This is a genomic window from Hoeflea sp. AS60 (assembly GCF_038900115.1).
Classification (GTDB): domain Bacteria; phylum Pseudomonadota; class Alphaproteobacteria; order Rhizobiales; family Rhizobiaceae; genus Hoeflea.
In genome coordinates, this window is the sequence record NZ_JBBMQP010000003.1 from 262,340 (window position 1) to 287,947 (window position 25,608).

At 57.8% G+C, this 25,608-nt stretch carries 26 protein-coding genes; 4 read left to right on the plus strand and 22 right to left on the minus strand.

What is annotated here, in order from left to right:
• Nucleotides 1-48: 48 nt before the first annotated feature.
• Complete coding sequence (locus WNZ14_RS20350) at nt 49-1,581, minus strand: alanine/glycine:cation symporter family protein (RefSeq protein ID WP_342870549.1); 1,533 nt, start codon at nt 1,579-1,581, stop codon at nt 49-51.
• Nucleotides 1,582-1,612: 31 nt separating this feature from the next.
• On the minus strand, nt 1,613-2,050 hold the full coding sequence (locus WNZ14_RS20355; RefSeq protein ID WP_342870512.1) for a universal stress protein: 438 nt from the start codon (nt 2,048-2,050) through the stop codon (nt 1,613-1,615).
• A 217-nt stretch (nt 2,051-2,267) separates the two neighbouring features.
• Between WNZ14_RS20355 and WNZ14_RS20360 the strand changes: the two genes are divergently transcribed.
• Nucleotides 2,268-2,738 (plus strand): Lrp/AsnC ligand binding domain-containing protein, encoded by a 471-nt coding sequence (locus tag WNZ14_RS20360; protein WP_342870513.1) that lies wholly within the window; start codon nt 2,268-2,270, stop codon nt 2,736-2,738.
• A 62-nt stretch (nt 2,739-2,800) separates the two neighbouring features.
• On the opposite strand, the gene uxuA is transcribed toward WNZ14_RS20360, so the two are convergent.
• The 9 genes from uxuA to uxaC all read right to left on the minus strand — a co-directional run bounded on the left by uxuA (nt 2,801) and on the right by uxaC (nt 11,626).
• Nucleotides 2,801-3,988 carry a mannonate dehydratase gene (uxuA, locus tag WNZ14_RS20365; RefSeq protein ID WP_342870514.1) on the minus strand — a complete coding sequence of 396 codons (1,188 nt, stop codon included), beginning with the start codon at nt 3,986-3,988 and terminating at the stop codon, nt 2,801-2,803.
• Nucleotides 3,985-5,466 (minus strand): mannitol dehydrogenase family protein, encoded by a 1,482-nt coding sequence (locus tag WNZ14_RS20370; protein ID WP_342870515.1) that lies wholly within the window; start codon nt 5,464-5,466, stop codon nt 3,985-3,987. Before WNZ14_RS20370 ends, uxuA begins: the two co-directional genes overlap by 4 nt.
• Entirely contained in the window at nt 5,423-6,151 is a 729-nt protein-coding gene (kduD, locus tag WNZ14_RS20375; RefSeq protein ID WP_342870516.1) for a 2-dehydro-3-deoxy-D-gluconate 5-dehydrogenase KduD, read from the minus strand. Before kduD ends, WNZ14_RS20370 begins: the two co-directional genes overlap by 44 nt.
• A complete protein-coding gene (gene kduI, locus WNZ14_RS20380) occupies nt 6,148-6,972 on the minus strand; it encodes a 5-dehydro-4-deoxy-D-glucuronate isomerase (RefSeq protein WP_342870517.1) in 825 nt (274 codons plus the stop codon). Before kduI ends, kduD begins: the two co-directional genes overlap by 4 nt.
• 13 nt (nt 6,973-6,985) lie before the next feature.
• On the minus strand, nt 6,986-7,312 hold the full coding sequence (locus WNZ14_RS20385) for a cupin domain-containing protein (RefSeq protein WP_342870518.1): 327 nt from the start codon (nt 7,310-7,312) through the stop codon (nt 6,986-6,988).
• A 35-nt stretch (nt 7,313-7,347) separates the two neighbouring features.
• On the minus strand, nt 7,348-8,628 hold the full coding sequence (locus WNZ14_RS20390) for a TRAP transporter large permease (protein WP_342870519.1): 1,281 nt from the start codon (nt 8,626-8,628) through the stop codon (nt 7,348-7,350).
• Nucleotides 8,629-8,632: 4 nt separating this feature from the next.
• Nucleotides 8,633-9,142, minus strand: coding sequence for a TRAP transporter small permease (locus tag WNZ14_RS20395; RefSeq protein ID WP_342870550.1), 510 nt, complete (start codon nt 9,140-9,142; stop codon nt 8,633-8,635).
• A 70-nt stretch (nt 9,143-9,212) separates the two neighbouring features.
• Entirely contained in the window at nt 9,213-10,193 is a 981-nt protein-coding gene (locus tag WNZ14_RS20400) for a TRAP transporter substrate-binding protein (protein WP_342870520.1), read from the minus strand.
• 26 nt (nt 10,194-10,219) lie between these two features.
• Nucleotides 10,220-11,626 (minus strand): glucuronate isomerase, encoded by a 1,407-nt coding sequence (uxaC, locus tag WNZ14_RS20405; RefSeq protein WP_342870521.1) that lies wholly within the window; start codon nt 11,624-11,626, stop codon nt 10,220-10,222.
• A gap of 97 nt (nt 11,627-11,723) precedes the next feature.
• Here uxaC and WNZ14_RS20410 point away from each other — a divergent pair, with 97 nt between their 5' ends.
• A complete protein-coding gene (locus tag WNZ14_RS20410; RefSeq protein WP_342870522.1) occupies nt 11,724-12,428 on the plus strand; it encodes a GntR family transcriptional regulator in 705 nt (234 codons plus the stop codon).
• On the plus strand, nt 12,425-13,330 hold the full coding sequence (locus WNZ14_RS20415; RefSeq protein ID WP_342870523.1) for a sugar kinase: 906 nt from the start codon (nt 12,425-12,427) through the stop codon (nt 13,328-13,330). Before WNZ14_RS20410 ends, WNZ14_RS20415 begins: the two co-directional genes overlap by 4 nt.
• A 65-nt stretch (nt 13,331-13,395) precedes the next feature.
• On the opposite strand, the gene WNZ14_RS20420 is transcribed toward WNZ14_RS20415, so the two are convergent.
• The 11 genes from WNZ14_RS20420 to WNZ14_RS20470 all read right to left on the minus strand — a co-directional run bounded on the left by WNZ14_RS20420 (nt 13,396) and on the right by WNZ14_RS20470 (nt 23,614).
• Nucleotides 13,396-14,115, minus strand: a complete 720-nt coding sequence (locus WNZ14_RS20420) for a FadR/GntR family transcriptional regulator (protein WP_342870524.1) — start codon at nt 14,113-14,115, stop codon at nt 13,396-13,398.
• A 19-nt stretch (nt 14,116-14,134) separates the two neighbouring features.
• The gene (yjfF, locus tag WNZ14_RS20425) at nt 14,135-15,106 is read right to left on the minus strand and encodes a galactofuranose ABC transporter, permease protein YjfF (RefSeq protein WP_342870525.1); all 972 of its coding nucleotides are present in this window, start codon (nt 15,104-15,106) and stop codon (nt 14,135-14,137) included.
• Nucleotides 15,103-16,131 (minus strand): ABC transporter permease, encoded by a 1,029-nt coding sequence (locus WNZ14_RS20430; protein WP_342870526.1) that lies wholly within the window; start codon nt 16,129-16,131, stop codon nt 15,103-15,105. Before WNZ14_RS20430 ends, yjfF begins: the two co-directional genes overlap by 4 nt.
• On the minus strand, nt 16,128-17,654 hold the full coding sequence (gene ytfR / locus WNZ14_RS20435; protein WP_342870527.1) for a galactofuranose ABC transporter, ATP-binding protein YtfR: 1,527 nt from the start codon (nt 17,652-17,654) through the stop codon (nt 16,128-16,130). Before ytfR ends, WNZ14_RS20430 begins: the two co-directional genes overlap by 4 nt.
• Before the next feature lie 112 nt (nt 17,655-17,766).
• Nucleotides 17,767-18,729 (minus strand): galactofuranose ABC transporter, galactofuranose-binding protein YtfQ, encoded by a 963-nt coding sequence (ytfQ, locus tag WNZ14_RS20440; protein WP_342870528.1) that lies wholly within the window; start codon nt 18,727-18,729, stop codon nt 17,767-17,769.
• Between the two features lie 278 nt (nt 18,730-19,007).
• Nucleotides 19,008-19,604 carry an alpha-ketoglutarate-dependent dioxygenase AlkB gene (locus WNZ14_RS20445; RefSeq protein ID WP_342870529.1) on the minus strand — a complete coding sequence of 199 codons (597 nt, stop codon included), beginning with the start codon at nt 19,602-19,604 and terminating at the stop codon, nt 19,008-19,010.
• Nucleotides 19,605-19,874: 270 nt separating this feature from the next.
• Complete coding sequence (locus WNZ14_RS20450) at nt 19,875-20,636, minus strand: ATP-binding cassette domain-containing protein (protein ID WP_342870530.1); 762 nt, start codon at nt 20,634-20,636, stop codon at nt 19,875-19,877.
• Between the two features lie 4 nt (nt 20,637-20,640).
• Nucleotides 20,641-21,432: a hypothetical protein gene (locus WNZ14_RS20455; RefSeq protein WP_342870531.1), complete on the minus strand. Its 792-nt coding sequence runs from the start codon at nt 21,430-21,432 to the stop codon at nt 20,641-20,643.
• A gap of 1 nt (nt 21,433) precedes the next feature.
• A complete protein-coding gene (locus WNZ14_RS20460; RefSeq protein WP_342870532.1) occupies nt 21,434-22,330 on the minus strand; it encodes an ABC transporter permease subunit in 897 nt (298 codons plus the stop codon).
• Between the two features lie 11 nt (nt 22,331-22,341).
• Nucleotides 22,342-23,211: a substrate-binding domain-containing protein gene (locus WNZ14_RS20465; protein ID WP_342870533.1), complete on the minus strand. Its 870-nt coding sequence runs from the start codon at nt 23,209-23,211 to the stop codon at nt 22,342-22,344.
• A gap of 214 nt (nt 23,212-23,425) precedes the next feature.
• Nucleotides 23,426-23,614: a hypothetical protein gene (locus tag WNZ14_RS20470; protein WP_342870534.1), complete on the minus strand. Its 189-nt coding sequence runs from the start codon at nt 23,612-23,614 to the stop codon at nt 23,426-23,428.
• A 17-nt stretch (nt 23,615-23,631) separates the two neighbouring features.
• Here WNZ14_RS20470 and WNZ14_RS20475 point away from each other — a divergent pair, with 17 nt between their 5' ends.
• Nucleotides 23,632-25,578: a hypothetical protein gene (locus WNZ14_RS20475; RefSeq protein WP_342870535.1), complete on the plus strand. Its 1,947-nt coding sequence runs from the start codon at nt 23,632-23,634 to the stop codon at nt 25,576-25,578.
• Nucleotides 25,579-25,608 lie beyond the last annotated feature (30 nt).

The following is a 25,608-nucleotide window of genomic DNA, read 5'->3' on the forward strand; positions in this document are numbered from 1 at the left end:
ATCGGGAGGCGCGCAGGCGCGCGCCTCGTGTTGTTGCAGTCACATCGTCTAGTGCTTGAACTTCTTGATTTCGCCCGCGCGAAGACGTGTGCTGTAGGAAACCAGCTCTTTCTTCACCAGACCCATCAGGAAGTAGAGGCAGAAGATGTTGACCACAGCCATCGCAAAGATCGCCGCATCAGAGAAATCGATGACCGGACCAAGGCTGGCGGCCGCACCGATGACGATAAACACGCAGAAGATGATCTTGAAGGTGAGCTCCGAGTTCTTGCCTTCGCCGAACAGATAGGTCCAAGCCTTTAGCCCATAGTAGGACCAGGAGATCATGGTGGAGAAAGCAAACAGGATCACCGCGATCGCCAGCACATAGGGGAACCAACTGATGGCCGACCCGAATGCTGCCGACGTCAAGGCAACTCCGCTGACACCGCCGACTGTGGCGATCGAAGAGCCTGCTTCGTTGAGAACGTAAAGCCCGGTCACCGGATCAACGATCAACTGCTGCGAGATGGTAATGACTAGTGCGGTCATGGTGCAGATCACGACAGTATCGATCAGCGGCTCGAGCAGGGAAACGAACCCTTCGGTGATTGGCTCCTTGGTTCTCACAGCCGAGTGCGCAATTGCCGCCGAGCCGACACCGGCCTCATTGGAAAAAGCTGCCCGCTTGAACCCCTGGATCAGCGCCCCGACAAATCCGCCGGCAACACCAAGACCAGTGAACGCTCCACCGATGATCTGACCAAAGGCCCAGCCGATCATGTCGTAATTGACCAGCAGGATGATCAGCGCCGCACCGACATAGAGAATGCCCATGAACGGCACAATCTTTTCAGTCACATTGGCGATCGACTTGATACCGCCGACAATCACCGCAAACACAACACCAGCGAACACGATCCCCGTGATCCAGCCGGGATAATCACCGACGATACCGGCGATCTGCGCATGCGCCTGATTGGCCTGGAACATGTTGCCGCCGCCGAGCGCTCCCAGAATACAGAAGATCGAAAACAGCACCGCCAGGATCTTGCCACCTGGCAGACCGAGCTCCGAAAAGCCCTTGGAGATGTAGTACATCGGACCACCTGAAACCGTGCCGTCCGGGTATTCATTGCGGTACTTCACACCCAGCGTACACTCGGTGAACTTCGAGGCCATTCCGAGCAACCCGGCGAGGATCATCCAGAAGGTAGCACCCGGTCCACCGATACCGACGGCGACCGCAACACCCGCGATATTGCCAAGCCCGACTGTGCCGGACAAGGCAGTTGCAAGCGCCTGGAAATGGCTGACCTCGCCAGCGTCATTCGGATCCGAGTAGTCGCCCTTCACCAGAGCGATGGCATGGCCGAAAAACTTGAACTGAACAAGGCCGAAATAGATTGTAAACACGGTTGCGGCGATCACCAGCCACATGACGATCCAGGGAAAACCGGTTCCCGGAATCGGTGCAAAGATCAAATTGACAAACGGGCCGGTAACTGCGGCAAAAATGTCATTGACCTTCTGATCAAGCGTCATGGCTTCCTGGGCATTTGCAGCGCCCGCCATTCCTGTTGTCGCAATCGTCAACAGCATCATTTTTCTAAAATGCATCATGATAATCCCCTCAGTTGACAACGGTGACAGGCACGGACGCGTGCATGACAAGGTTGGAGGTGGCGCTGCCGAACAGGCGTTTGGCAAATCCACCTTCCGACGAACGGCTGACGATGATCTGCTCGGCTTTCTCTTCTTCCGCGACAGCGATCAGAATCGAAGCAACATCGCCATGTCGCACCTTGCCGGTTGCCTTGATCCCGGCTGCATGCAGCTTGGCCACCGCCGGGTCCACCACCCGCTCTGTCGCAGTTGAGATCTCCTCTTCGCGGCGCTTGTGGCGCTGTGCGTTTTCTTCCGCCGTCTGGAACGAATAGGGCGACCATTCCACCACATAGACGACCATCAGCTCGCATTCCCCGATGAGCTCGGCCAGTCGCTTCGCATAGGCCACGGCGCGTTCGCCTGAGCCATGGCCATCAAGGCCAACAACCAGTTTTGTTGACATTTCAAGTCCCTCTCTTATTGTTGCCGAAACCGCGCCCATCCCGGAAAGCCCACCCGATACAATCAATTGAAATTCCGAACCCGACGCCGAAACACAAATGCAATGCGGGTAACCCCGCTCAATAACTTTAGTCGAAAAGACTAGTCATTGGACCTTTTATTGGTCTACATTCAAGACAATCGGCCATAATACAGGGAATGTAAGGAAAAAAGACCAGATGCGCAGGAATTTAAATACTACTGACCGCCGTATTCTCAATGAACTGCAGGCTCATGGCCGAGTATCGATCGTTGATCTTGCCGAGCGCGTGCATCTGACCAAGACACCTTGCTCGGAAAGGGTAAAACGGCTGGAGCGGGAGGGCGTCATATCCGGCTACAGTGCCACTATAAATCCTGTGGAAGTCGAAATGGGCCACGTCATGATCGTCCATGTAAACCTGTCGAAGACCAGTGACAGCTCGCTTGAGGACTTCAATCGCGCCGTCCGGCTTATCCCGGAAGTGCAGACCTGCCTGATGATTGCCGGGCCGTTTGACTACATGCTGAAGGTGCGAACCCGAGACATCACCCAGTTCCGGGAACTGCTTGGCGAACGCATCAGCCAACTGCCCTCGGTGATGCAGACCCACTCCTTTGCAGTCATGGAGTCCGTCAAGGAAACAAGCATGATCGAATTGCGCACTTGAAAGCTGCCCGGGGATCAAGTGCCCGCGCGAGCGAAGAGTGCCGATTTACTCAGAGTGCCTAGTCAGCTGGCTGCGGTCCCGGCATAGGACAGACCGGCAATAACACCGCGCAATTCGGCAAGCCCACGCATCCGGCCAACCAGCGGATAGCCAGGATGGGTGTTGCGGCTCGCATCATCAAGAAGCTCGTGGCCGTGATCCGGGCGGAATGGTATTTCCCATGCGCTGTCCCCGGCATCGCGGCGGCGCTGCTCTTCCTGCAGAAGGGCTGCAACAAGATCGACCATATCCGTATCGCCTGTCAGATGAGCGGCTTCCTCGAACGACCCGTCCGCGTCCTTTTTCACATTGCGCAAATGGGCAAAATGGATTCTGGACGCAAAGCGGCGGGCGATCGCAGGCACGTCGTTTTTCGGGTTGGCGCCGAGCGATCCTGCGCAGAGCGTCAGCCCGTTTGCCGGACTGTCGACCGCCTCCAGCAGCCAGCCAATGTCGTCCGCATCCGAGACGATCCGCGGCAGCCCCAGGATGTCGCGTGGCGGATCATCGGGATGTACGCAGAAGCGCATCCCGAGTTCTTCCGCAGCCGGAACAACTTCCTCGAGAAACCGTTGCATATGGCCCCGCAAGGCTGTCCGGTCGATGCCTTCATAAAGCTTGAGCGCGGTTTTCAGCCCATCCGCATCATAGCGCTCATAGGCACCTGGCAGCCCGGCCATCACCGAATTCATCAGCACGGCGCGCTCATCATCGGATGACGCCTGGAACCATCGCTCGGCCTCGGTGATCACCTCCGGCAGATAATCGTTCCGCGCTGCATCACGACCAAGCATGAATAGCTCCAGAGCCGCCATTTTGGGCGCCGAGAACCTCAGGCAACTGCCGCCACGGGCAACAGGCGCAGCGAGGTCTGTCCGGGTCCAATCGAGCAGCGGCATGAAATTGTAGCAGATCGTGTAGATGCCCTCGGCGGCCAGATTGGCCATCGACTGACGGTAATTGGCAAACAGCCCGGACAGGTCACCCTCATTGCGCTTGATGCGCTCGTGAATGGGCAGGCTCTCCACGACGACCCAGTCAAAACCGGCCGCTTCGATGTCGGCCTTCCGGCTGGCAATCGTCTCGCGTTGCCAGACCTCGCCATAGGGAACCTCATGCAGAGCCGTCACGATGCCGGTAGCACCGGTCTGTGCGATTTCACCAAGCAGGATCTTGTCGAGTGGACCGTACCAGCGCCAGCTTTCCTTCACCGAAGTTCCCCCACTGCTTTTCGCGCGCCAACTGCGCTGAGATGTCCGTAAGCCTGTGCCACTGGTGCTGCCAGTTCAGTTGCCAACTGCGCACTGAATATCTCCCGCACCGTCAACAGTGCCGCCACCTTCTGGTCCGGCGTCTCCGCCGCATCCGACAGCTCACGCAATCGTTTTGACAATGGGTCCTTGACCTTGACGGGCTGGCCCTTCTCGTCAACTCCGCCGACGTAACGCATCCAGCCAGCCACCGCGAGCATCAGCCCCGGACAGGATCGCCCGGCCGCCAGATTGTCAGCAATGGTTCCGAGAAGGCGCTGCGGCAGTTTCTGACTGCCGTCCATGGCGATCTGCCAGGTCCGATGGCGGATCGAGGGGTTGGAATAGCGCTCGAAAAGCGCGCCGGCATAGGCCTCAAGATCAACGCCTTCGGGCGGCGCGAAGGATGGCATGATCTCTTCCCGCCAGAGCCGTTTGACAAAACCCGCGAAAACCGGGTCCGCCACAGTTTCGGCGATGGTTTCATGGCCGGCCAGATAGCCGAGATAGGCCAGCGACGAGTGCGTGCCGTTGAGCATTCGCAGCTTCATGTTTTCATAAGGCGTTACGTCGACAACCATCTCGGCGCCGGCGGCAGCCAGATCCGGTCGCGCATCGGCGCCATAGGCGGGCACGAAATCATCCTCCACCACCCATTGGCGGAATGGCTCGCACAGCACCGGCGCTTCATCCCGGTAACCGATCTTCTGCGCCAGCCGTTCGATATCCTCGGGTTTGGTGGCAGGCGTGATCCGGTCGACCATGGTTGAGGGAAACCGGCCCTCGGCTGCGATCCAGTCGGCAAGCGCCGGGTCAAACCTGCCCGCAAGATCCAGCACCGCGCGACGGACCAGCTTGCCGTTCTCGGGAAGGTTGTCACAGGTAAGAACAGTAAACGGAGACTGCCCCGCGTCACGCCGCCGCTGCAGCGCGCGAACAAGATAGCCCGGTGCTGATTTCGGCAGCACATTTTCAAGATCATGCGCAATGTCGGGATGATCGAAGTTCAGTGTGCCGGTCGCAGGGTCGTGGCAATAGCCCTTTTCCGTCACCGTCAGCGTGACGATCCGGATCGCCGGATTGGACAGCCAGGTGAGAACCGCCTCTTGATCCTCAGGCGCGACCAGCACGTCCTGAACGATCTCGACCTTGCGGAAGGTTTCCCCGCCATCGGCATCCTGCGTTACGGCCGTGTAGACAAAATCCTGCGGTGCAAGCTTGTCGCGCGTCGACGGACTTTGCAGGCTGACGCCGATGATCCCCCAGTCGCCGCCGGAAATCCTCACCGCGTCTTCAACATAGATCGCGCCGAAGGCACGGTAAAAGGCACCGAGACCAAGATGGACGATCCCTGGCCCGGTTTTCAATTTCCCGGAACGGCCAAGTCTTTGCTCGTCAGCGGGCAAGCCAGCCTCCATCGACATTGAGGATTGCGCCATGAACATATTTTGCTGCAGGCGAAGCCAGGAACACTGCGGTTTCACCGATATCGTCCGGCTCGCCCCAACGTCCGGCCGGGATGCGCTCAAGGATCGCCTTGTTGCGGGCCTCATCCTTGATCAGCGCTGCGGTGTTGTTGGAGACAATATAACCGGGCGCGATGGCATTCACATTGATGCCCTTTGCCGCCCACTCATTCGCAAGTATCTTGGTGATCCCTGCAACGCCGTGCTTGGCAGCCGTGTAGGAGGCGACCCTGATCCCGCCCTGCAGCGAAAGCAGCGATGCAACGTTGACGATGCTGCCGGTCCCCTTGCGTTCAAACACCGCGCGCCCGAACGCCTGGCAGTTGAAGAACACGGCCTTCAGGTTGACATCGAGCACATCGTCCCAATCCGCCTCGGTGAAATCGACGGCCGCATTGCGGCGGATGGTGCCGGCATTGTTGACCAGAATGTCGATCTGATCATTTGCAAACACATCGCCTGCGGCCATCGGATCGGAAAAATCGAGAATGATCTCGCGGGCTTCCGCTATCTGGCTCACGGTCTCGGCGCAGGATTGGCGTCCGGCACAGATAACACTGGCGCCTGCCCTGCCCATGGCGAGTGCGATGGCCTGACCGATACCTGTATTGGCGCCGGTCACCAGCGCTGTCTTGCCGGCAAGTGAAAACGGGTTCATCGCAGATCTCCCATCGCCACCATATCCATATCGGTGAAATCCACATTGTCGCCGGCCATGGCCCAGCAGAACGTGTAGGCGCCGGTGCCGGCCCCGCAATGGATCGACCAGGGCGGCGAAATCACCGCATCCTCATTGGCCATCACGACATGGCGGGTTTCATCAGGCTGGCCCATGATGTGGAAGACGCGCTGTTCCGGTCCAAGCTCGAAGTAGAGATAGGCTTCCATGCGACGGTCATGCAGGTGAGCGGGCATGGTGTTCCAGACCGAGCCGGGCGCAAACTGGGTGTAACCCATCAGCAATTGGCAGCTCTCGGCGACTTCCGGATGCAGGAACTGCAGGATGACGCGTTCATTCGACGTCGCCGCAGATCCCATTTCCACCCGCCGCGCATCCTCGATGCGGATCAGCTTGCTCGGGCAGCTGCGATGTGCCGGGGCGGACAGGATGTAGAAGCGGCCATTGCCGGAAAATGTCACCGGACCCGAGCCCATACCCAGATAGAGCACGTCACCCTTGTTGACGGTGTAATCGGACCCACCTGCAGAAACAGTGCCGGTTTCACCGATGTTGAGAATGCCCATTTCACGCCGGTCGAGAATGGAAGCGGTGCCGCATTCCTTGACATGATCGAGCGTCAGCTTACCCGCACCCGGCACGGCGCCACCCAGGATGAACCGGTCATAATGCGTGTAGACGAGCCTGATTTCGCCATCAGCGAAAATCCCGCTGGCATGGAAATGCGCGCGCAGCCCTGCCGTGTCGAGACCTTTGGCGGTCGTCGGGTCAATGGCGTGGCGGGTTTCAACGGTCAGCATGGGAAATTCCCCTTCATGGGTTAGGCGTCAGAAAATCATCGCGCCGCGGCGTGAACGTGTCGATCAGGGTTCCGGGTTCAAGGCATAGGCAGCCATGGGCCGCATTGGAGGGAATGACAAAACTGTCCCCGGGCGCAACCTCGAAGGAGTCTCCCGCCACGGTAAAGGAGAAGCGACCGGATTCGACATAGGTCGATTGCACATGCGGATGGCTGTGCAATTTGCCTTCGGCGCCTTCGGTCTGAAACCGGAAGGCGACAACCATCAATTCGGGGCTGTCGCTCAGGACCTGCCGCTTGACGCCGGCATCCGCCTGAACTTCTGGAAATTTCTTGATCATGACATCCTCAATGGAAGGGGCTCAAGTAAGCTGGCTCAGTGAAACTGGGCTGGGAGCCACAGCGACAGCTGCGGAATGTAGGTAACCAGCATCAGCGTGGCGAAAGCTGCGCCATAGAATGGCCAGATGGTGCGCATCGCCTGCGTGATCGGGATCTTGCCCACCGCACATCCCACGAAGAGCACCGCACCCACCGGCGGCGTGCACAACCCGATGCCCAGATTGAGGATCAGAATGACGCCGAAATGCACTGGATCAACGCCGAAGGCGACGGCAACCGGCAGGAAGATCGGCGTCGTGATGACGATCAGCGGCGACATGTCCATGAAGGTGCCGAGGATGAGCAGCACAACATTCATCAACAGAAGGATGACGATCGGATTGTCCGACACACTCTTGAGCATCATCACCATCGATGCAGGCACTCGGGTATAGGCCAGAAGCCAGCCGAAGGCGCCGGCGCAGCCGATCACCATCAGCACCATCGCAGTCGTGCGGACCGCGGCGAAAGTGGCGGCAACAAAATCGTTCCAGCTCAGCGAGCGGTAAACGAAGAAGGTCACGAACATCGCGTAGACGACCGCAATGTTGGAAGATTCCGATGCGGTGAATATCCCCGAGCGGACGCCACCGAAGATGATGGCAACAAGGATCAGGCCAGGCACGGCGTTCGCGAAGAGGCCCAAGAAGGCACGACCGCCCGGAAACGGTTCCGTGGGGTAGCCGCGCTTCGTGGCCACGAACCAGGCCGCCACCATCAGCGACAGCGCCAGCACCAGGCCGGGAATGATGCCGGCGGTGAACAGATCGGCAATAGATATTTTTCCGCCAGCCGAGATCGAATAGATGATCATGTTGTGCGACGGCGGGATCATCAGCGCGATGATCGAGCCGACCACAGTGATGTTGACCGCATAATCGACATCATAACCGCGCGCCTTCATCTGCGGCACCATAAGGCCACCGACCGCGCTGGCGTCTGCTGCGGCAGAGCCGGAGACGCCGCCAAACATGATGCTGGCAAAGATATTGACCTGCCCGAGACCGCCGCGCAGATGGCCGACCATGGCGCCGGCCAGTGCGACCAGGCGTCGGGCAATATCGCCGCGCACCATCAGATCACCGGCAAAGATGAAAAACGGGATCGCCATCAGCGCGAACACCGAAACGCCGGAATTCATCCGCTGGAACACCACCACTGGCGGCAGGCCCAGATAGGCGATCGTGGCAAAGCTCGACACACCGAGGCAGAAGGCCACCGGCGTACCCAACAGAAGAAGAAAGACAAACGAGCCGAAAAGTACCCAAAGTTCCATTGTGTCAGTCCTCCAGCGCGTCTTCGCCAAACATGGCGGTCGGCAGTCCCGCCAAACGCCGCGCTATCCGTTCGATCGAGAAAAGAACGACCAGAACGCCGCCGGCGACGATGGGTATGAAATCAAATGCCCCGGATATGCCGAGACTTGGGAGCACATTGGGAGCGGCGTTAATCGCCAGCTGCGTGCCATAGACAACCATGCCGCCGCCGAAGGCGATCACCACAAGGTCGGAGATCGAGCGCATCCACAGCTTCACATGGTCGGGCACCAGATGGATGACGATATCGAAGGAGAGATGATATCCCTCGCGGATGCCGACAGCGGCGCCGAGGAAAATGAACCATCCCATGATCATCACCGATCCGGGTTCGGTCCACGAAATACTGTCATTGAGCACATAGCGCCAGAACACCTGGCAGGCGATCAGCACCGTCATCAGGACAAGGCCCGCTCCCGATACCCATAGCGCTGTCTGCGCCATGGCGCTCGTCACCCGCGCCACCCGTCTCATCTGGCTCTGCACGTCTACCCCTCCATTCAAAAACGGCCCGCGGGGAGAACCCCGCGGGCCAACGCATGGACTATTCGGTTGCCTGAATGCGGGCGACCATGTCCTTGAGCTTTTCGGACTTGACGTACTTTTCATAGACCGGCTTCATCGCTTCGATGAACGGGGTCTTGTCGATGTCGGTGATGATCTCGCTGCCTGCAGCGCGCACCTTGTCCTCGGACTTCTTCTCCTGTGCGACCCAGAGGTCACGCATCACAGGCACGGAGGCCTTGGCTGCTGCACGAACCGCTGCCTGGTCATCAGCGCTCAGCTTGTCCCAGCTCTTCTTCGACATCACCAGCACTTCCGGCACGATCAGGTGCTGATCAAGCGTGTAGTACTTGGCGACTTCGAAATGGCCCGACGTGTCATAGGACGGCCAGTTGTTCTCTGCACCATCGATGACGCCGGTCTGGATCGACGAATAGACTTCGCCGTATGGCAGCGGCGTGGCATTGGCGCCAAGCGCGCTGACCATGTCGACAAACATGTCCGACTGCATGACGCGGAATTTCATGCCCTTCAGGTCTTCCATCGACTTGATCGGCTTTTCCTTGTTGTAGAAGCTGCGCGAACCGCCATCGTAGAACGCCAGGCCAACCAGATCGTGAGCGGCAAACGCGTCGAGGATCTCCTGGCCGATCGGGCCGTCCATCACCTTGTGCATGTGATCGACCGAACGGAAGATGTAGGGCAGCGACGGGATCTGGGTTTCTTCGATGATGTTGTTGAAGGGTCCAAGACTGACGCGGTTCAGGTCAATCGCACCGAACTGGGTCTGCTCGATCGTGTCCTTTTCTTCGCCCAGCTGGGCCGAAGCATAGATTTCGATGCAGAGGCGACCGCCAGTGCTCTCTTCCAGCGTCTTGCCCATCGCCTTGACAGCCTCAACCGTCGGGTAGCCATCCGGATGCGTGTCGGATGACTTGAGTGTGGTTTCGCAGGCACTTGCTGTCATGACCATGGCAGCAGTGGCCAGCAGGATGCCGGTCAGTGATTTCATCAGTTTCATGTTCATTCTCCTCCCAGAAATGGCTCTCAGAGCCGGTAAGCTTGCTTGGCAAGCCGATATGCGAGGTCATGTGCGACCTCGAATGCATCTTCCTCAGACAGCCGCCCGGTGGCGACCAGCGTGGCAAGAAAGCTACAATCCACCCGCCGGGACACATCGTGCCGTGCGGGAATGGAACAGAACGCGCGGGTGTCGTCATTGAAGCCCACGGTGTTGTAAAATCCGGCCGTTTCCGTCGTCATCTCGCGGAACCGCCGCATGCCTTCGGGGCTGTCATAGAACCACCAGGCTGGCCCCAGTTTGAGCGCCGGATAGGCGCCTGCCAGCGGCGCCAGTTCACGGGCGTAGCTGGTCTCATCCAGTGTGAAGACGATGATCGTGAGATCCTTCTCGAGCCCGACCGCATCGAGAAGCGGTTTGAGCGCGCGGACATAATCGGTCCGGGTAGGTATATCGAAGCCCTTGTCGCGGCCGAAAGCCGCGATGATGGGATCGGAATGGTTGCGATAGCTGCCCGGATGGATCTGCAGCACCAGCCCGTCTTCGAGGCTCATCCGCGCCATTTCAGTGAGCATGTGTCCACGGAAAGCATCAGCCTCGTCCGCGGTGCATGAACCTTTGAGAACTTTGGCGAACAATGCCGCGGCGTCAGCCGATGACAGGTTCTCGGTCCGCGCCGTCGGATGGCCATGGTCGGATGACGTTGCGCCGAATTCCTTGAAATAGGCTCTGCGAATGCGGTGGCTCTGCAGGTAGCCTTCCCATGTCGACGTATTCTCGCCGGTGAGCGCGCCGAGTTGTTCAACATTATCGGCAAAGCCTGCAAACTCAGGATCAACAACTGCATCCGGGCGGTAGGCCGTGACCACCCGCCCCTTCCAGCCGCTCTCGCGGATCATCCGGTGCCAGCGCAAATCATCAAGCGGACTTTCAGTCGTGGCAATCGCCTCGATATTGAAGCGTTCGAACAGCGCCCGCGGCAGAAATTCCGGCTTGGTCAGGCAATCGGCGATATGATCGTAGGTCTGGTCCGCAGTTGCTTTCGAGACCGGCGTGGTCATGCCGAACACGTCTTCAAAGGCGTGATCCAACCAAAGCCGCGAAGGGGTGCCGCGGAACACGTGATAGTTCTCGGCAAACAGCCGCCAGATCTTGCGACCGTCGGTTTCGGTTACACCACCGTCAACACGCGGAACGCCGAGGCTCTCCAGGCTTACACCTTGCGAGAACAGCATCCTGAAAACGTAATGATCAGGCGTGATGAACAATTGCGCCGGATCTGAGAACGGCTGATTTTCGGCATACCAGCACGGGTCGGTATGACCATGAGGACTGATGATCGGCTTATCAGCAACCGTCTGATAGAGTTCGCGAGCGATTCCGCGCGTCTGCGGATCAACCGGAAACAACCTGTCAGGAACCAATAATGTCACCCTAATCCTCCCGACACAGGCCCGCTCCCAACAGGCCTTTTAATCAATCTAGTAATGTAATATGCTAGTATGCATATCAAGTCAACGGAGTGACTGCATGTCCGTATCGTCCCCTTTGCGGACCCTGGAACCGCTCAATCGTCCATCGGTGGCCGACACCGTTTTCGATGAATTGCACGGCCAGATTCTACTTCTGGAACTGCCGCCTGGCACCAAAATGTCGGAAGTCGAGGTCGCCAAGGCTCTGGGCGTATCGCGCCAGCCAGTTCGGGACGCCTTCTATCGTCTCTCCAAACTTGGCTTTCTGTCGATCCGGCCGCAGCGGGCAACCCTTGTGTCGCAGATCTCTTCAACAGCCGTGCTGCAGGCGCGTTTCGTTCGCAGCGCGATTGAAGCGGAAACCGTGCGCACGGCCTGCAAGGTCCTGACGGATGACGATCTGGCAGCGCTGGACGCTATCATCGAGAAGCAACGGCAAGCCGTGGAGTCCAGGGACCCCGTCAGTTTCCATGGCTATGACGACCAGTTTCACAAGGAAATCTGCGAGCGCGCCGGGCTCGGCTTTGCATGGGATATCATTCGCGAGAACAAGGCGCATATGGACAGGGTGCGGTTCCTGTCGCTGTCTTTTGCATCGCAAGACGCTTTCGGCGATCACCTCGAAATCATGGACGCTCTCAGGGCGCGGGACGAAGTGCAGGCTGTACACCACATGCGTGAACACCTATCACGCATCAAGAAACAGATCGTCCGAATCAGGGCCGATCACGAACGCTACTTTGCCGATGAGACAGAAGCATGAAGCAGTCATTTGTATCGATCGGCGAGTGCATGGTCGAAATGGCGCCAACAGAATCCGGTGACTACCACCTCGGATTTGCCGGCGACACACTGAACACCGCCTGGTATGCGAGACATAAGCTGGGCCCGGACTGGGACGTCGCCTACCTGACCGCCGTAGGCCAGGACGCAGTCTCCGAACGGATGATCGATTTCATTCGCAAAGCCGGCATACGAACCGACCTCATTCAAACTTTGCCCGATCGCACCGTGGGTCTCTATCTGATCCAGCTCGACAATGGCGAACGGAGCTTCGCCTACTGGCGGTCTGATTCAGCCGCCCGCAAGCTCGCGAGTGACCTCGATGCACTCAAGGCGGCGCTAGAGACCGCCGGCGTGATCTTTTTTTCGGGCATAACGCTTGCAATCCTGTCACCTCAGGACCGGATAACCTTGTTGGATGCAATCGCCGAAGCACGCGCCAACGGCGCTACCGTGGCGTTTGATCCCAACCTGCGGCCACGCCTGTGGGACAATCCTGAAACCATGCGAGACGCAGTCATGTCCGCAGCCGCGGTCAGCGATATCCTGCTTCCTTCCTTCGAGGACGAGGCGACGGCCTTCGGCGACGCCACGACCGAGGACACGGCTCGACGTTACGCCGGCGCAGGCGCCGGGCTTGTTGTCGTCAAGAACGGAGGTCGTGAGATGGTTGCGCTCGACAACGGAGAGATTGAGCGCGTCACACCGTCCTTGATCACGAGCGTTGTTGACTCAACAGCCGCCGGCGACAGCTTCAACGCAGCCTTTCTTGCAAGCTACCTCAAGTCCGGGGAGCTTGTTGCGGCGATTACGGCTGGGATTGATCTGGCCGCCAGGGTCCTCACGCGGCGTGGCGCCCTGATTGATCTCCGAGGCCGGTAACCACCGACCGGGTCCAGGCCTGAAACAGCTCCCCGGCCCCTAAGGTCCAGCGCCAGGCTCATGTGTCACAGGAGCTTCTTGGAAATTCTCTCGAAGCCTTCCTTGATGACCTGCTCCATTGCAGCAGATGCAGCTTCGGCATCCTTGCGTTCAATCGCCTCGACAATAAGCCGGTGCTTGTTGGCGGTGGCGACGTGCCTGTCAGACTCGCCATAGGGCGAGCTCATCTTGAAGCTCGTCACCAGTGCTGCCTCGATCAGATTGCCAACCGAAAGCATGAATGGATTGCCTGAGGCTGCGTGCAGCGCCAGATGAAACTTCAGGTCGGCCAGAGCAAAGCTCTCATCCGAATTGGCCTGGCTCATTTCATCGGCATGTGTGTAGAGAACCTCTATCTCTTCATTGCTCGCCCGCTGCGACGCAAGCCGGGCAGCGAATGGCTCGATCGCATGCCGCATGTCGGTGAGGTGCTTGAGGAAGGTCACATCAACGCCGGTGTCGATATGCCAGACCAGAACGTCCGCATCGAACAGGTTCCAGTTGGAACGCTCGGTGATGCGTGTCCCGATCCGCGCCTTGGGCACGATCATGCCCTTGGCTGTCAGCGTTTTCATGGCCTCGCGCAGCACCGTCCGCGAGACGTCGAACTTCTCCACCAGATCCGCATCGCCCGGCAGCAGCGAGCCGCTGGGATAGATGCCGCTCACAATTTCCTTGCCAAGCTCGTTGACGACGAAAGAATGCTGACTGCGATTTGCACGTTCAGAAAAGCTGGTGTTGAGCAAACATTCTCTCCTTGGCCGTCTATCCCCCGGCCGTCCGTCTCTTGCCTGTTGTCCAGACGAGACCCTTCTGTAGCACGATGAACGCGAATAAAAGCATTCCGATCAGGATTTTGGTCCACCAACTCGACAGAGTACCGTCGAAAATGATGTAGGTCTGAATAAGCCCCATTATCAGAACACCGATCAAGGTTCCTGCGATAAATCCACTTCCGCCCGAAAGCAATGTGCCGCCAATCACGACAGCTGCAATCGCGTCAAGCTCGACACCGACTGTGGCCAGCGAATACCCCGCGGATGTGTAGATTGAAAACACGATACCGGCCAAGCCCGCCAGGAAGCCTGAAAGCGCGTAGATGCCAATTGTCGTGCTTGCGATTGGAACGCCCATCAGCCCCGCAGTGTGAACACCGCCGCCCACAGCATATACATTCGTGCCAAAACGGGTCCGGTGCGCCAGAATAATCCCGGCAATGAACACCACGAGCATCAGACCGCCTATTAGTGTCAGCCGGCCCTTGCCGGGCATCAGCCAGTAGCTTCGCTGCAGGAATTCGTAAAAGTCATGCGTGATCGGCACCGCATCAATGGAGAGCACATAGGCCATGCCGCGGGCCAGGAACATGCCCGCAAGCGTGACGATGAACGGCGGCATTTCCAGGAAATGAATGGTACCTCCCATCGCCGCGCCAAACAGCGTGGTCAGCATCAGAAGAAGCGCAAAAACCACAAGCGGATGCAGGCCCGTATCCCGCAACATCACGGCAATGAAGACGCCTGAAAAGGCGATCACCGAACCGACCGACAGATCAATGCCGCCTGAGATGATGACAAAAGTCATGCCCACCGCAACGATCCCCAGGAACGCATTGTCGGTCAGCAGATTTCCGATGACGCGGGTCGACAGCATTGCGGGATACTGCGCGTAGCAGATCGCGTAGGCCACGAGGAAGATGACAAGCGTTGCCAGCAGCGGCAGGAGACGAGCATTCATGGCGCCACCGTCTGTTTCTCATTGTCGGATTCTGTTGCGGAGGGGGTCGAAAAGAAAATCAGCACGTTCCGCATGGTCGGCGATTGCAGCACCAGAATGATCAGGATGATCACCGCCTTGATAATCAGGTTGAACTCCGGCGGAAAGCCCGACAGCAGGATGCCGGTGTTGACCGCCTGAATGATCAGCGCGCCAATCAGCGAAGCGATCAGGGAGAACCGGCCGCCCAGTAGTGACGTGCCGCCGATAACCACCGCCAGAATGGCATCAAGCTCGAGCCAGAGCCCGGCATTGTTGGCGTCCGCGCCACGAATATCGGCCGCCGCGATGACGCCGGCAAGTGCCGCGCAAAGGCCCGAAGTCATGTAGACGGCAATCAGCAGGACGCGCGTATTGACGCCGGCCAGCGTGCTTGCACGCAAGTTTATGCCGATCGCCTCGATCAGCATGCCAAGCGCGGATCGCCGCACGATAAGCGTCACCAGCGCACCGGTCAGGATAGCAATGATGATAGGCGTGGGGACCGTGAACAGCGATCCGGAGCCGAAGAAGATTAGACCCTCGTGGTTGAACGTCAGGATCGCGCCTTCGGTGATCAATTGCGCAATGCCGCGCCCCGCCACCATCAGGATCAGCGTTGCCACGATAGGCTGGATGCCAAGCACCGCCACCAGCAACCCGTTCCACAAACCGCAGGCAAGACCGGCAGCGAGTGCCATTATCAATGTCGGGCCAAGCCCATAGCCTTCGGTAATGCCCCAGGCGGCCATTGCGCCGCAGATCGCCATGACCGCGCCAACCGAAAGATCGATCCCTCCCGTGGCGATGACCAGCGTCATCCCGATCGCCAGCAGTGCCACCGGCGCGCCGCGGTTGAGGATATCAATCGGACTGCCATAGAGCCGCCCGTTTGCAATCGATATCTCGAAGAAGCCGGGGAACATGATCGCGATTAGCCCGACAACCAGCGCCAGCGTGATCAACTGCGGCAGTATTCTGCGAAGGAACAGCTTGAACCCGGTCAATTGATGGCCTCCCGGTCCGGTGCTGCGATGGAGCGAACCATATTGTCGGTGGTGATCTCGTCACCAACAAGCTCGGCCACATGCTGCCGGTCGCGCACGACAACGACCCGGTGGCTGTAGGCAACAAGCTCATCAAGCTCGGACGAAATCACCAGCAGCGACATTCCCTCTGTGCAGAGCTCTTCAATCAGCCGTATGATCTCGGCATGGGCGCCGACATCAATGCCGCGTGTCGGTTCATCTAGAATAAGGAAGGACGGGTTGGTCGCAAGCCAGCGCGCCAGCATCACCTTCTGCTGGTTGCCACCCGACAGCAGGCCCACCGGCTTCTCTGCGTCCGGGGTACGGATATCGAGCTTGCGAATATAGTCATTCGCCATCGTCTTCTGGTCCCGGTCGGGAATCCGCCGCATCCAGCCGCGCCGTGCCTGCAGCGCGAGAGCGATGTTTTCGCGAACAGTCAGATCAGCGATCACACCATCGGTCTTGCGGTCTTCGGGACAAAACCCAAATCCGGCTGCGATCGCCTGGCGCGGGGACGTCAGCGACAACTCTGTTCCATCTATCTTTGCCTGGCCACTGTCATGATGAGCCACACCGAACAAAACTTCAGCCGTCTCGGTTCGCCCTGAGCCCAGAAGCCCGGCAACACCCACCACCTCACCGGCATGGATCGACAGATCAAACGGTTCGATGCTGCCCTTCTTGCCAAAGCCGCTGAACGTCAACCGGGCAGCGCCGGAGGCCGCGTGGGTTTTGCCGTGCGACCGCGTTTCCTGTTCCAGTTCACGCCCGAGCATCATGTTGATCAGCCGTACCCGGTCGATGTCGCCAGTCACTTCAGTGCCCACCAGCTGGCCATTGCGCAACACGGTGAGACGGTCGGAAATTTCAAATATCTGATCAAGGAAATGGGAGATGAACACGATGCCAAGCCCGCGCTCCTTGAGCGAGCGAACCACATCGAACAGCATCTTCACTTCCTGGGAATCTAGGCTTGCCGTCGGCTCGTCAAGAATGAGCACCTTGCCTGAAAGCATGACCGCGCGGGCAATGGCAATGACCTGCTGCACTGCCACCGAATAGCTGTCGAGGGTACGGGTCACATCAATGTCGACACCATATTGCGAAAGCACCTCGCGGGCCCGAACGTTCATACCGCGCACCGAGATCATGCCGAACCGCGTCGGCTGGTGCCCGAGCGAAAGGTTTTCCGCAACACTCAGATTGGCCAGAAGATTGACCTCCTGATAGACCGTACCGATGCCGTAGCCCTGCGCGTCGAGCGTTCCCTTGGGATTGATGCTCACGCCCTCGAGCACAATATCGCCGCCATCGCGCCGGTAGGCCCCAGTCAGGCATTTGATCAGCGTGGATTTGCCTGCGCCATTCTCGCCGAGCAGTGCGTGGACCTCACCCGCCTCAAGCGAAAAATCGACGCCATCAAGGGCGATGGTGCCTGGAAATGTCTTGCGCACACCCCGCGCACGAAGAAGCGGCTGCCTGGCATCGCTCTGCGGCATCTGGGCCTCCCGAAAATCTCAATCACGTCATCCTCTGCGCCAGACTATGGCACATCAGGCCCAGAGCCAAAAAGACGGCCGGAGACATGCTCCGGCCGTCGATTGACAGATCTCAGTAGCCGAGATCTTTCTTCTGCTCATAGACGGCCTTCGGGTCGTCTTTCATGGTGTAGAGCTTGGACTCTGTCTGGATGAACTTGGGCGGCATGGTGCCGTCCTTCATGTACGCGGCCAATGCATCAAATGCCGGCCCGGCCATGTTCGGGGTAAGCTCAACCGTTGCGTTGGCTTCGCCTGCTGCCATCGCCTGGAAGATATCCGGAACGGCATCGATCGACACCACCAGGATGTCTTCGCCCGGCTTCAGGCCGGCTTCCTTGATCGCCTGGATGGCGCCGACGGCCATGTCATCATTGTGGGCATAGAGCGCACAGATGTTCTTGCCCCCGTCTTCGGCCTTGAGGAAGCTTTCCATGACTTCCTTGCCCTTTGTGCGGGTGAAGTCACCGGTCTGGCTGCGGATCAGCTTGATGTTTTCGTGACCCTTGATCGCCTGCTCGAAGCCGTTCTTGCGGTCGATTGCAGGCGAGGAACCGGTCGTGCCCTGAAGCTCGACCACGTTGCAATCCTTGCCGGCGAGTTCGTCAACCAGCCACTGACCGGCAACGCTGCCTTCATGCACAAGATCGGAGCCGACAGCGGTCAGATACAGGTCCTTCGACGAATCGACCATGCGGTCGAGCAGGATCACCGGAATTTCGGCTTCCTTGGCTTCTTCAAGAACAGAATCCCAACCTGTGGCAACCACCGGCGCGATCAGGATGGCATCGACGCCCTGCGCGATGAACGAGCGCAAGGCCTTGATCTGGTTTTCCTGCTTCTGCTGCGCATCGGCAAACTTCAGATCAATGCCGCGGTCCTTTGCCTGCTGAAGCGTCAGCGTGGTTTCAGCTGCACGCCATCCGGACTCCGAACCGATCTGCGAAAAACCGACGGTCTGAGCCATAACACTGGACGACATCATAAGCATGGACGCGAGTACACCCGCTCCAACTAGAGCTTTCTTCGAAATCATATTTTCCTCCCAAAAAACAGGGCTCCTGCCCGAGCTCTAAAAAATCATACTATATTATTTTTGTAAATAGGCATTCTGGAGAGCGTATGGACCGGCTTCGCGATGAGGCTGCCGGGAAAGCCTGGCCGGGCAACAGCCACGAACAGATGTAGCACGACCGAAACCTACCCACTCAAGCATACCACGGAACCTGTTTGGGCGGCAGAGTTCCCTTCATTGCAGCTTCAGTCAAACGCAGCGTCCACGGTTTCAGTCAAAGCTCGCACCTGAGGCGCACCTTAGCCTGCAAGAGCCGGAACAACCGTCTTGAAAGTCAGCGAAATTCTGCGTGCCCTATGGACCTTCATGCCGCCGATAGCGTCGCTCTTGCGCGCCGCAATTTCATGGGTCCATTCGTAACGCGCGGCTCCCGACATGACGACCGCTGAACAGGGCTCGAGAACAATGGCCAGTTTCGCGCCGCTTCGCTTGTGCCCGAAAACCATTTCGCATTGAGAAAGCAGGCTCACCGACACGATCGTATTATCGAAGCATGGCAGACAATCTATATGCGCGCTGATTCCCTGCCCGGGCAGATATTCATTTGCAATCACTTGGTCCGGCAGGCTGGCCAAAAAACCTTGAGCCACCAACCGCTCGCCCAAAAGTACAAGCCATTCCGGCACAGGCCCCAGATATGAATCTGGCCTGATCGTCCGCGCCCTGTAATCATAGTGGTATCCGAAGTGCTGAACCCGGCGTTTCAGTTCAGCATTCCACTCGCCGGCATCCAGATGACAGACGAGCGCCGCTTCCTCTGATAAGGAAATGAACGAAGGCAAATAAACGGCTTCAGGCGGCAATTCCGATGATGTGTTGCTCAACAAAGAACCCATTTTCTCGCTACCTGCTTCTTTTGGTGAAACCCATAGATCACAAGCTCATCGCCCTCGCCAACACCACTTGAGCCATCGCTTTTCGTCTTGACGTGCAAATATCCCGAATAATCGTAAATGTAGAACGGCTAGGCAGCGGGATCGTGGTACTCGTTGAATTCAGCCTTATAGAAAGTCAGAATGGTTGCTGTGCGACCGTTCGTGTTGGCCGGTCCGCAAAGTTACGGAGCTTCTGGTAATATATTGCGTAGTATGAAGCCGGACTTCAGCTCAACGCGCATGCATAAATGCGAAAGGCTCCTTGAGAGTTGGGTCGAATAGAACCTGTTCCGGTGTTCCATCAGCGACCAGACGGGCTCCGGTGTCATGCTTATTGTGAAGAAAAAGCACACGGTCGCATTTTCTTGCAAGAATAAGATCGTGCGTAACGATAACAATCAGCTTCGAGCGGGCCATTTCGAGGATGCAGTTCTCCAAGGGGGTGATGGCGAGCGCATCGAGCGCCGAGGTTGGTTCGTCCAGCATCAAACAGTCTGGATCGAGGACAAAGGCACGCGCCAGGGCCAGGCGTTGCTGCTGCCCGCCCGCGCTTACACTTGAGACCGGCAGATCCAGGTCCGAAATTTCATCCGCGAGTTGTGTCTGTTCGATTGCCTGATGTGCTCTGGCAACGAGTTCGGCGTCGGAGCGCTCCGGATGCACGAGCTTTTGAGGCAGGATCAGGTTGTCGGCGACTGTTCGACCAAAAACGACTGATTTCTGCGGCACATACATGGCCTTGCGGCGCAAGGCGATTCTATTCCACTCTGAAACAGGCTTGCCATTCACAGCCAGCACGCCATCCTCGGACCAGACAGTAGTGTCGTCCAGCAGGCGCGCGATCGACTTGACGAGGGTGCTCTTGCCCGTTCCCGACCGCGCGAGGATAGCGACGGTTCCGCTACCATTCAGTTCGAACGAGACATCCGACAGGATGTCCGTCGAATCTGCTGTCAGACTATAGTTACGGAGGGAAATGCTTAACTGCGACATTCGTCTATCTCCTGTTGTCGATTCTGCTGAGGATCAGCGGGGTTTGAATGAGAATGACCAATGCGAGCAATACGACGGAGATTGCGAAGGCCCGCTTCCCGCCGCCGCCGATCTCGAGGAGCTGCATCAGGATCTGCACAGCGAGCGTGGAGGCCGGAGCATCCAGGCTGGAAAGAATCCCTAGAGTAGCGCCGGCGGTCAAATAGAGAGCCGCTGCATCGCTCAAAGCCTTGGCCAGACCGGCTTGGATTGCGAGCGCCATTGCTGGACGGGCGACAGGCAAGATGATGCAGGTCCAACTCTGCCATTCCGTCAAGCCGAGTGCGCGACCCACAGGTAGGTATTTCTCCCGCTCTACCGAAAGACTGTCGATGAAGTTGGAGGCCAAAATTGGGGCAAGAAGGCAAGTCAAAGTCAGAATGCCCGTTGCGGCCGAGATGCCCAGCCCGAGCAGGCTGCCGAAAAAGAGGCTTCCCGCAACGCCCCATACCAGTCTTGGTACGCTCGCTCCCAGATCAATCAGCGACCGCATAGCGACTGACCTCGCAGTTGTCATTTGGAACAGAAGGGCGCTGGGCACTGCAATTGTGACAGCAAGGACGATCGCCGGCAACACGATCGCGAAGCTATTGACGATAAAGGGGAAGATGCCGCCTTCAGTGCCGTTCTCCCTCGGCCAGCCGAAGATGAAATCGATCCAGTTGTCGACCTCTGTGCCGTTTACAAGAACTGCCACGGCCAGCCAGGGCAGTGCTGTCACCAGGAGCAGGAGCGATCGCAAGAAAAAGCGGAACATGTCAGGCTTCCTCATTTTCCGAGTCATGAACAGGGTCGGAAAGATTCTTCCGTGCAATAAGCGGTTTTCTGATTTCGCCGAGCCGCAGATAAGCGCCGATCACTGCGCTTGCGGCAACGAGTGCCAGGAGCAGGAGCGATGCCGAGTAGACTGCAGCTTCATGCGCCCCACCGGCCACCGGAAATCCGCGCAGAATGGCCGTCGACAGGGTGTTGATTGTGTCGAAGAAGCCGGGCGGCAAGGTGTGCACGATACCGCCTGATACGATTGCCACGCAGGTGGCCTCACCCACCGCGCGACCGAAGGTGAGCATTGCAAGCCCCGCCAAGTGCCGCCAGGTCCCGGGCCACAGCACCAGCCGGACAAGCTGCCAATTGGTCAGTCCATTGGCGATTGCAGCTTGGCAGACGGCGCGATCGCTCTGGTGGAACACCGAAAGCACCGCCAGGGTATAAGCGGGCAGAACCATGACTGCGATTGCGAGGATCGCCGTTGCCAGGCTGTAGCCGAGTATGGGCGTCATAGTCGCAAGCACAAGAATGCCGACAACGACGCTGGGAAACCCTGCCCATACGTAAAGCGAGATTTCGGCGACAATGGCTTCTCGGCGCCCGGCTTCCAGAAAGATCGCCATGGCGACCAAGGTTCCGACGATCACGGCGAGCATCGTACCCGGCACCGCCGCAAAGCCGGTGCTGATAAAAAGGTCCAGAAAGCCGAAGCGGTTCTCGGACGGAAGCCACCTGTCGAAAAAGGACGGCATTGCGTCCGAACGTTCGAGCGTTGCCACAGTTTCGGCCACCAGCGATGCCAAGACAACCGCTACGGCGAGCGGAAGGATGGCGCCAAGCGCCATCCCCGCCCATCTCTTCAGTTCGTTCAGTGGAAAGCGGGTCATGGCGTCCACCCTCAATCCGAAGCGAAGCCGTGACGGAGGAAAAGAGGTTTGCTTTCCGGTGCCGTAGTGACAAACTCAAGAAACTGGAGACCCCGCAGATGGCCGCGAAGATCTGACCAGTTCTTGGCCCTTGCCAGTCCAAGCCTGCGACGGATCGGATAGACACCACCACGAACATTTTCCAGCGTAGGCAGCACGCCATCGACCTGAAGAATCCGAACGGGTTCACCCGCTTGCACCGCGCGCTCGGCGTCAATACTTGAGACGTAACCGATGGTACCCGGCGTTCTGGCCACGATTGCAAGAACCTCGGCGTTGCTGCCGGCTTCCAGCTCTGCATGCACCTGGCTCATGGGCAGGCCCAGTTTTTTTGCAAAGGCGGCCGCCGTGCCATGGGACGCCTGTTTGCGGATGCGTCGCATGGGGCCGAAAAACTCGGAGCCGTAGAGATCGTGCAGGCCCTGAATCGTAATGTCCCATTCGACTAACGTCTCCTCGTGCGTGACGATCGCGATGGCGTCCTGGGCGATCCACTCGACATCGAGCTGACGCAGTTCATCCTCCGTCAGGTCACGCGCGACCATGGCAATGTCGGCCCGCCCTTTCAGCACGGCGTTGATACCGCGTCCCGTTCCGCCGCCCATAACGTCAACACGAATTTCCGGATTCTGGGCTTCGAAGATTTCGCCTATTTCGCCGATGACGGGATAGAGCGTAGACGCGCCGCTGATCACCAATGACGCCTTGCTGGTACAAGCCGTCATGAACAGAAGCCCGCAAAGAAACATGGCTGGAAACAGCCAGCGATTGGCAGACTGCGGCGCTGCTAACAGCGCCGCTCCTCTGCCGCGAGGCTTTTCCTCGCGTGCATCGGGACTCATCTCAGAGCGCCTTCAGAGCGCCGAGTGCAAGCGCCAGGGCGCCCAGGGCCGCGTTGAGAGCGGGGTTGAGTGCGTTATGCATAAGTCATTCCTTTCATCGTTTGATTGGGCACAACGGGATGTTGAGCCCGTCTTCGCGACCAAGCTGAATTCGCCTGTCACGACCACCAAGATGAACGGTTCGAATATGATATCAATCTGTTATCTATTTGTTTTATTTTGTTTTATTTTGTTTTTTATAATTATATTTCGTTGTCGCTTCATGGTATTCAAATGCGTCCTTTGGAAGGTTGGCAGATTGCCTTGCAACCCAAGAATGCGCTATCAAGACCGGGGCAGCTTGACCGCATTCCATGCCTGAAAGCATAGATTTATTCATTGCCAGTCTTGTGACGATGGCCATCTGGAGGGAAATCATCCTTGCCAAATAAAAAGGGACCGGGCTTTGAAACGGTTATTCATCTAGAATCGAAGCTCTTCTGGATGGGCTTGGAACTACAGGCTTCTGTGGAGGAAAAACCTGATATTCTTGCTCCAGACAACCTGAAACTCAAGGATCTTCTTGATAAAACATATGATGGCTGGGATAATCACTGGTTTGGAATAATAATCCCAATAGTTTCGTTTCAAAATAAACTAGCCACGACATTAGCCAACCATGAAGAGTTCCTAAAAAATTACAAACAAAAAGGGAATGGTATATTTAATATTAATGAAAAATATATTAGAAATGAATACGCAGACATTACGGCAATACAGAGATCTCGAAAGGATACGAAGTTAAAATCTGCGCACGAGCAAGGGATTGCTACATTAATGGGTTTCGGCCCTACACTGGAATTTCAACGAGTAAATGCTGAGATTGACGAACCAAGGTTGCTCTGGAAACGTTGGTTTGAGACGGACGAATGGCGTTGTTGGCGCGAAGGAACCTGGCCTGAATTCGCAATCCACTACTGGAACGCTGTCTGTGAGGATAGACTTTACTTTCCGGAGTACCTTCAACTGCCCAAAGTGGATCTTCGCAAGAAATCCAACCCACTTCCGGAACTTCGTTATGACACCGCAAAAGGGATATTGCGGCTAGGGGCGGAAGCCCCCGAAGAAACTCTCGATAAGGCTAACGCACAAGAGCCGAGCGCGCCCGAGAGCGACCAAATTGAACCCGCTCCAGAAAGAGCGGGCCGGCATGGCAAGTTGATTGCGGCTGCTATTGGATTAACAATCGCATCATTTTTGCTAGCAACTTTTTTGTTTCTGCGGGGTCCGCCCGCCAAAGCGACAGGCGACTGTGTTCCCGGCCTTGGCAACGTGAACATTCGGCTGGGGGACTTGGCAAGCGATGATCCGGTAACAGCTGAGTGTTCTGCGGAAGGGGAATTCAGGTTTCCAGCCTCCATCGCCGGCAGGCTCGACAAGGTGGCTGTTAGCCAGATGATGCCCACCGGCCTAGCGGACGAAACCCGTCCTCTTCCGCTCGGCTTGCTGCCGCTCAACGCTGACGATCCCTTTGGCGCGGCCAGTACATGGCGGGCAGCCGATTTCGGGCCGCCTCTATCGCCCGCTGGCATGATCTACAGCAGTCGCGTCGTGGACCTTGGTCTGACCTGCCCGTCCGGAAGCAATCAGGTTCGGATCGTGCAGGAGAATGAACAGCCCATTACCCGCGACTGTACCGACGTTTCAGCTGGCGCGAGCCGGAAACTGATCCTGCCGGTTTATTATGACGGGCTGTCACGGCAGCCTCTGAAGGTCACCTACTTGCAAAACGGCGAGCCGGTTCTTGCCTGCAATCTGACACTGGGCCTGCCGACGGAAGCGCCTATTGATGTTCGCTCGACCACCGACTGCAAACCAGCTCCGGACATGTCCCCGCCAGACAACGTCGTCACCGCGCGCTTGATCCCACTTAGGAGTTTCTACCCTGACACGGATGTTTATGTGGCCGACGAATCCGGTATTGGGTTCTTGCGGGATCTCAACCGCTACGGAAATTACCGGTTCTGGAATGCCGGCGGCACAAACAATCCGCTGTCCGGCCTGCTGCAGCAGGTAAGATCCGACACCGAGGATGATCGCTGGCGGTTCGCAAGCGCAAATGAGGTCAATGCCCTGCTTTCCTCGCTGCTGCGCCGCGACCCTGAGGGGGAAACCATTGCACGCCTCTTCAAAGGGCGGCTGACGTCAACAGGCAGATATATATTGGCAGGTCTCGCGAAAGACGAGAACTGTCAGGAAACCGGTTTCCGGCGCATTGGCCTGCAGGGACGGTGGCCGTTGCAAACCAATGCGCTTGAAAACTATCTGCCCGTCAATCCTTGCGCCGTAACGGACAAGGATATGGGATTCTGGCTTGTTAAAAACTGAAGCACGTTCCTGTAGCATAGGAGTTCGCGC

Excerpts from the sequence above, each read along its gene's own strand:
- WNZ14_RS20350 (WP_342870549.1), bottom strand. The coding sequence starts at position 1,581 with ATGCTGTTGACGATTGCGACAACAGGAATGGCGGGCGCTGCAAATGCC.
- WNZ14_RS20355 (WP_342870512.1), bottom strand. The coding sequence starts at position 2,050 with ATGTCAACAAAACTGGTTGTTGGCCTTGATGGCCATGGCTCAGGCGAA.
- WNZ14_RS20360 (WP_342870513.1), top strand. The coding sequence starts at position 2,268 with ATGCGCAGGAATTTAAATACTACTGACCGCCGTATTCTCAATGAACTG.
- WNZ14_RS20370 (WP_342870515.1), bottom strand. The coding sequence starts at position 5,466 with ATGGCGCAATCCTCAATGTCGATGGAGGCTGGCTTGCCCGCTGACGAG.
- kduD (WP_342870516.1), bottom strand. The coding sequence starts at position 6,151 with ATGAACCCGTTTTCACTTGCCGGCAAGACAGCGCTGGTGACCGGCGCC.
- kduI (WP_342870517.1), bottom strand. The coding sequence starts at position 6,972 with ATGCTGACCGTTGAAACCCGCCACGCCATTGACCCGACGACCGCCAAA.
- WNZ14_RS20385 (WP_342870518.1), bottom strand. The coding sequence starts at position 7,312 with ATGATCAAGAAATTTCCAGAAGTTCAGGCGGATGCCGGCGTCAAGCGG.
- WNZ14_RS20390 (WP_342870519.1), bottom strand. The coding sequence starts at position 8,628 with ATGGAACTTTGGGTACTTTTCGGCTCGTTTGTCTTTCTTCTTCTGTTG.
- WNZ14_RS20395 (WP_342870550.1), bottom strand. The coding sequence starts at position 9,142 with ATGAGACGGGTGGCGCGGGTGACGAGCGCCATGGCGCAGACAGCGCTA.
- WNZ14_RS20400 (WP_342870520.1), bottom strand. The coding sequence starts at position 10,193 with ATGAAACTGATGAAATCACTGACCGGCATCCTGCTGGCCACTGCTGCC.
- WNZ14_RS20410 (WP_342870522.1), top strand. The coding sequence starts at position 11,724 with ATGTCCGTATCGTCCCCTTTGCGGACCCTGGAACCGCTCAATCGTCCA.
- WNZ14_RS20415 (WP_342870523.1), top strand. The coding sequence starts at position 12,425 with ATGAAGCAGTCATTTGTATCGATCGGCGAGTGCATGGTCGAAATGGCG.
- yjfF (WP_342870525.1), bottom strand. The coding sequence starts at position 15,106 with ATGAATGCTCGTCTCCTGCCGCTGCTGGCAACGCTTGTCATCTTCCTC.
- ytfR (WP_342870527.1), bottom strand. The coding sequence starts at position 17,654 with ATGCCGCAGAGCGATGCCAGGCAGCCGCTTCTTCGTGCGCGGGGTGTG.
- ytfQ (WP_342870528.1), bottom strand. The coding sequence starts at position 18,729 with ATGATTTCGAAGAAAGCTCTAGTTGGAGCGGGTGTACTCGCGTCCATG.
- WNZ14_RS20445 (WP_342870529.1), bottom strand. The coding sequence starts at position 19,604 with ATGGGTTCTTTGTTGAGCAACACATCATCGGAATTGCCGCCTGAAGCC.
- WNZ14_RS20450 (WP_342870530.1), bottom strand. The coding sequence starts at position 20,636 with ATGTCGCAGTTAAGCATTTCCCTCCGTAACTATAGTCTGACAGCAGAT.
- WNZ14_RS20455 (WP_342870531.1), bottom strand. The coding sequence starts at position 21,432 with ATGTTCCGCTTTTTCTTGCGATCGCTCCTGCTCCTGGTGACAGCACTG.
- WNZ14_RS20460 (WP_342870532.1), bottom strand. The coding sequence starts at position 22,330 with ATGACCCGCTTTCCACTGAACGAACTGAAGAGATGGGCGGGGATGGCG.
- WNZ14_RS20465 (WP_342870533.1), bottom strand. The coding sequence starts at position 23,211 with ATGAGTCCCGATGCACGCGAGGAAAAGCCTCGCGGCAGAGGAGCGGCG.
- WNZ14_RS20470 (WP_342870534.1), bottom strand. The coding sequence starts at position 23,614 with ATGGCCATCGTCACAAGACTGGCAATGAATAAATCTATGCTTTCAGGC.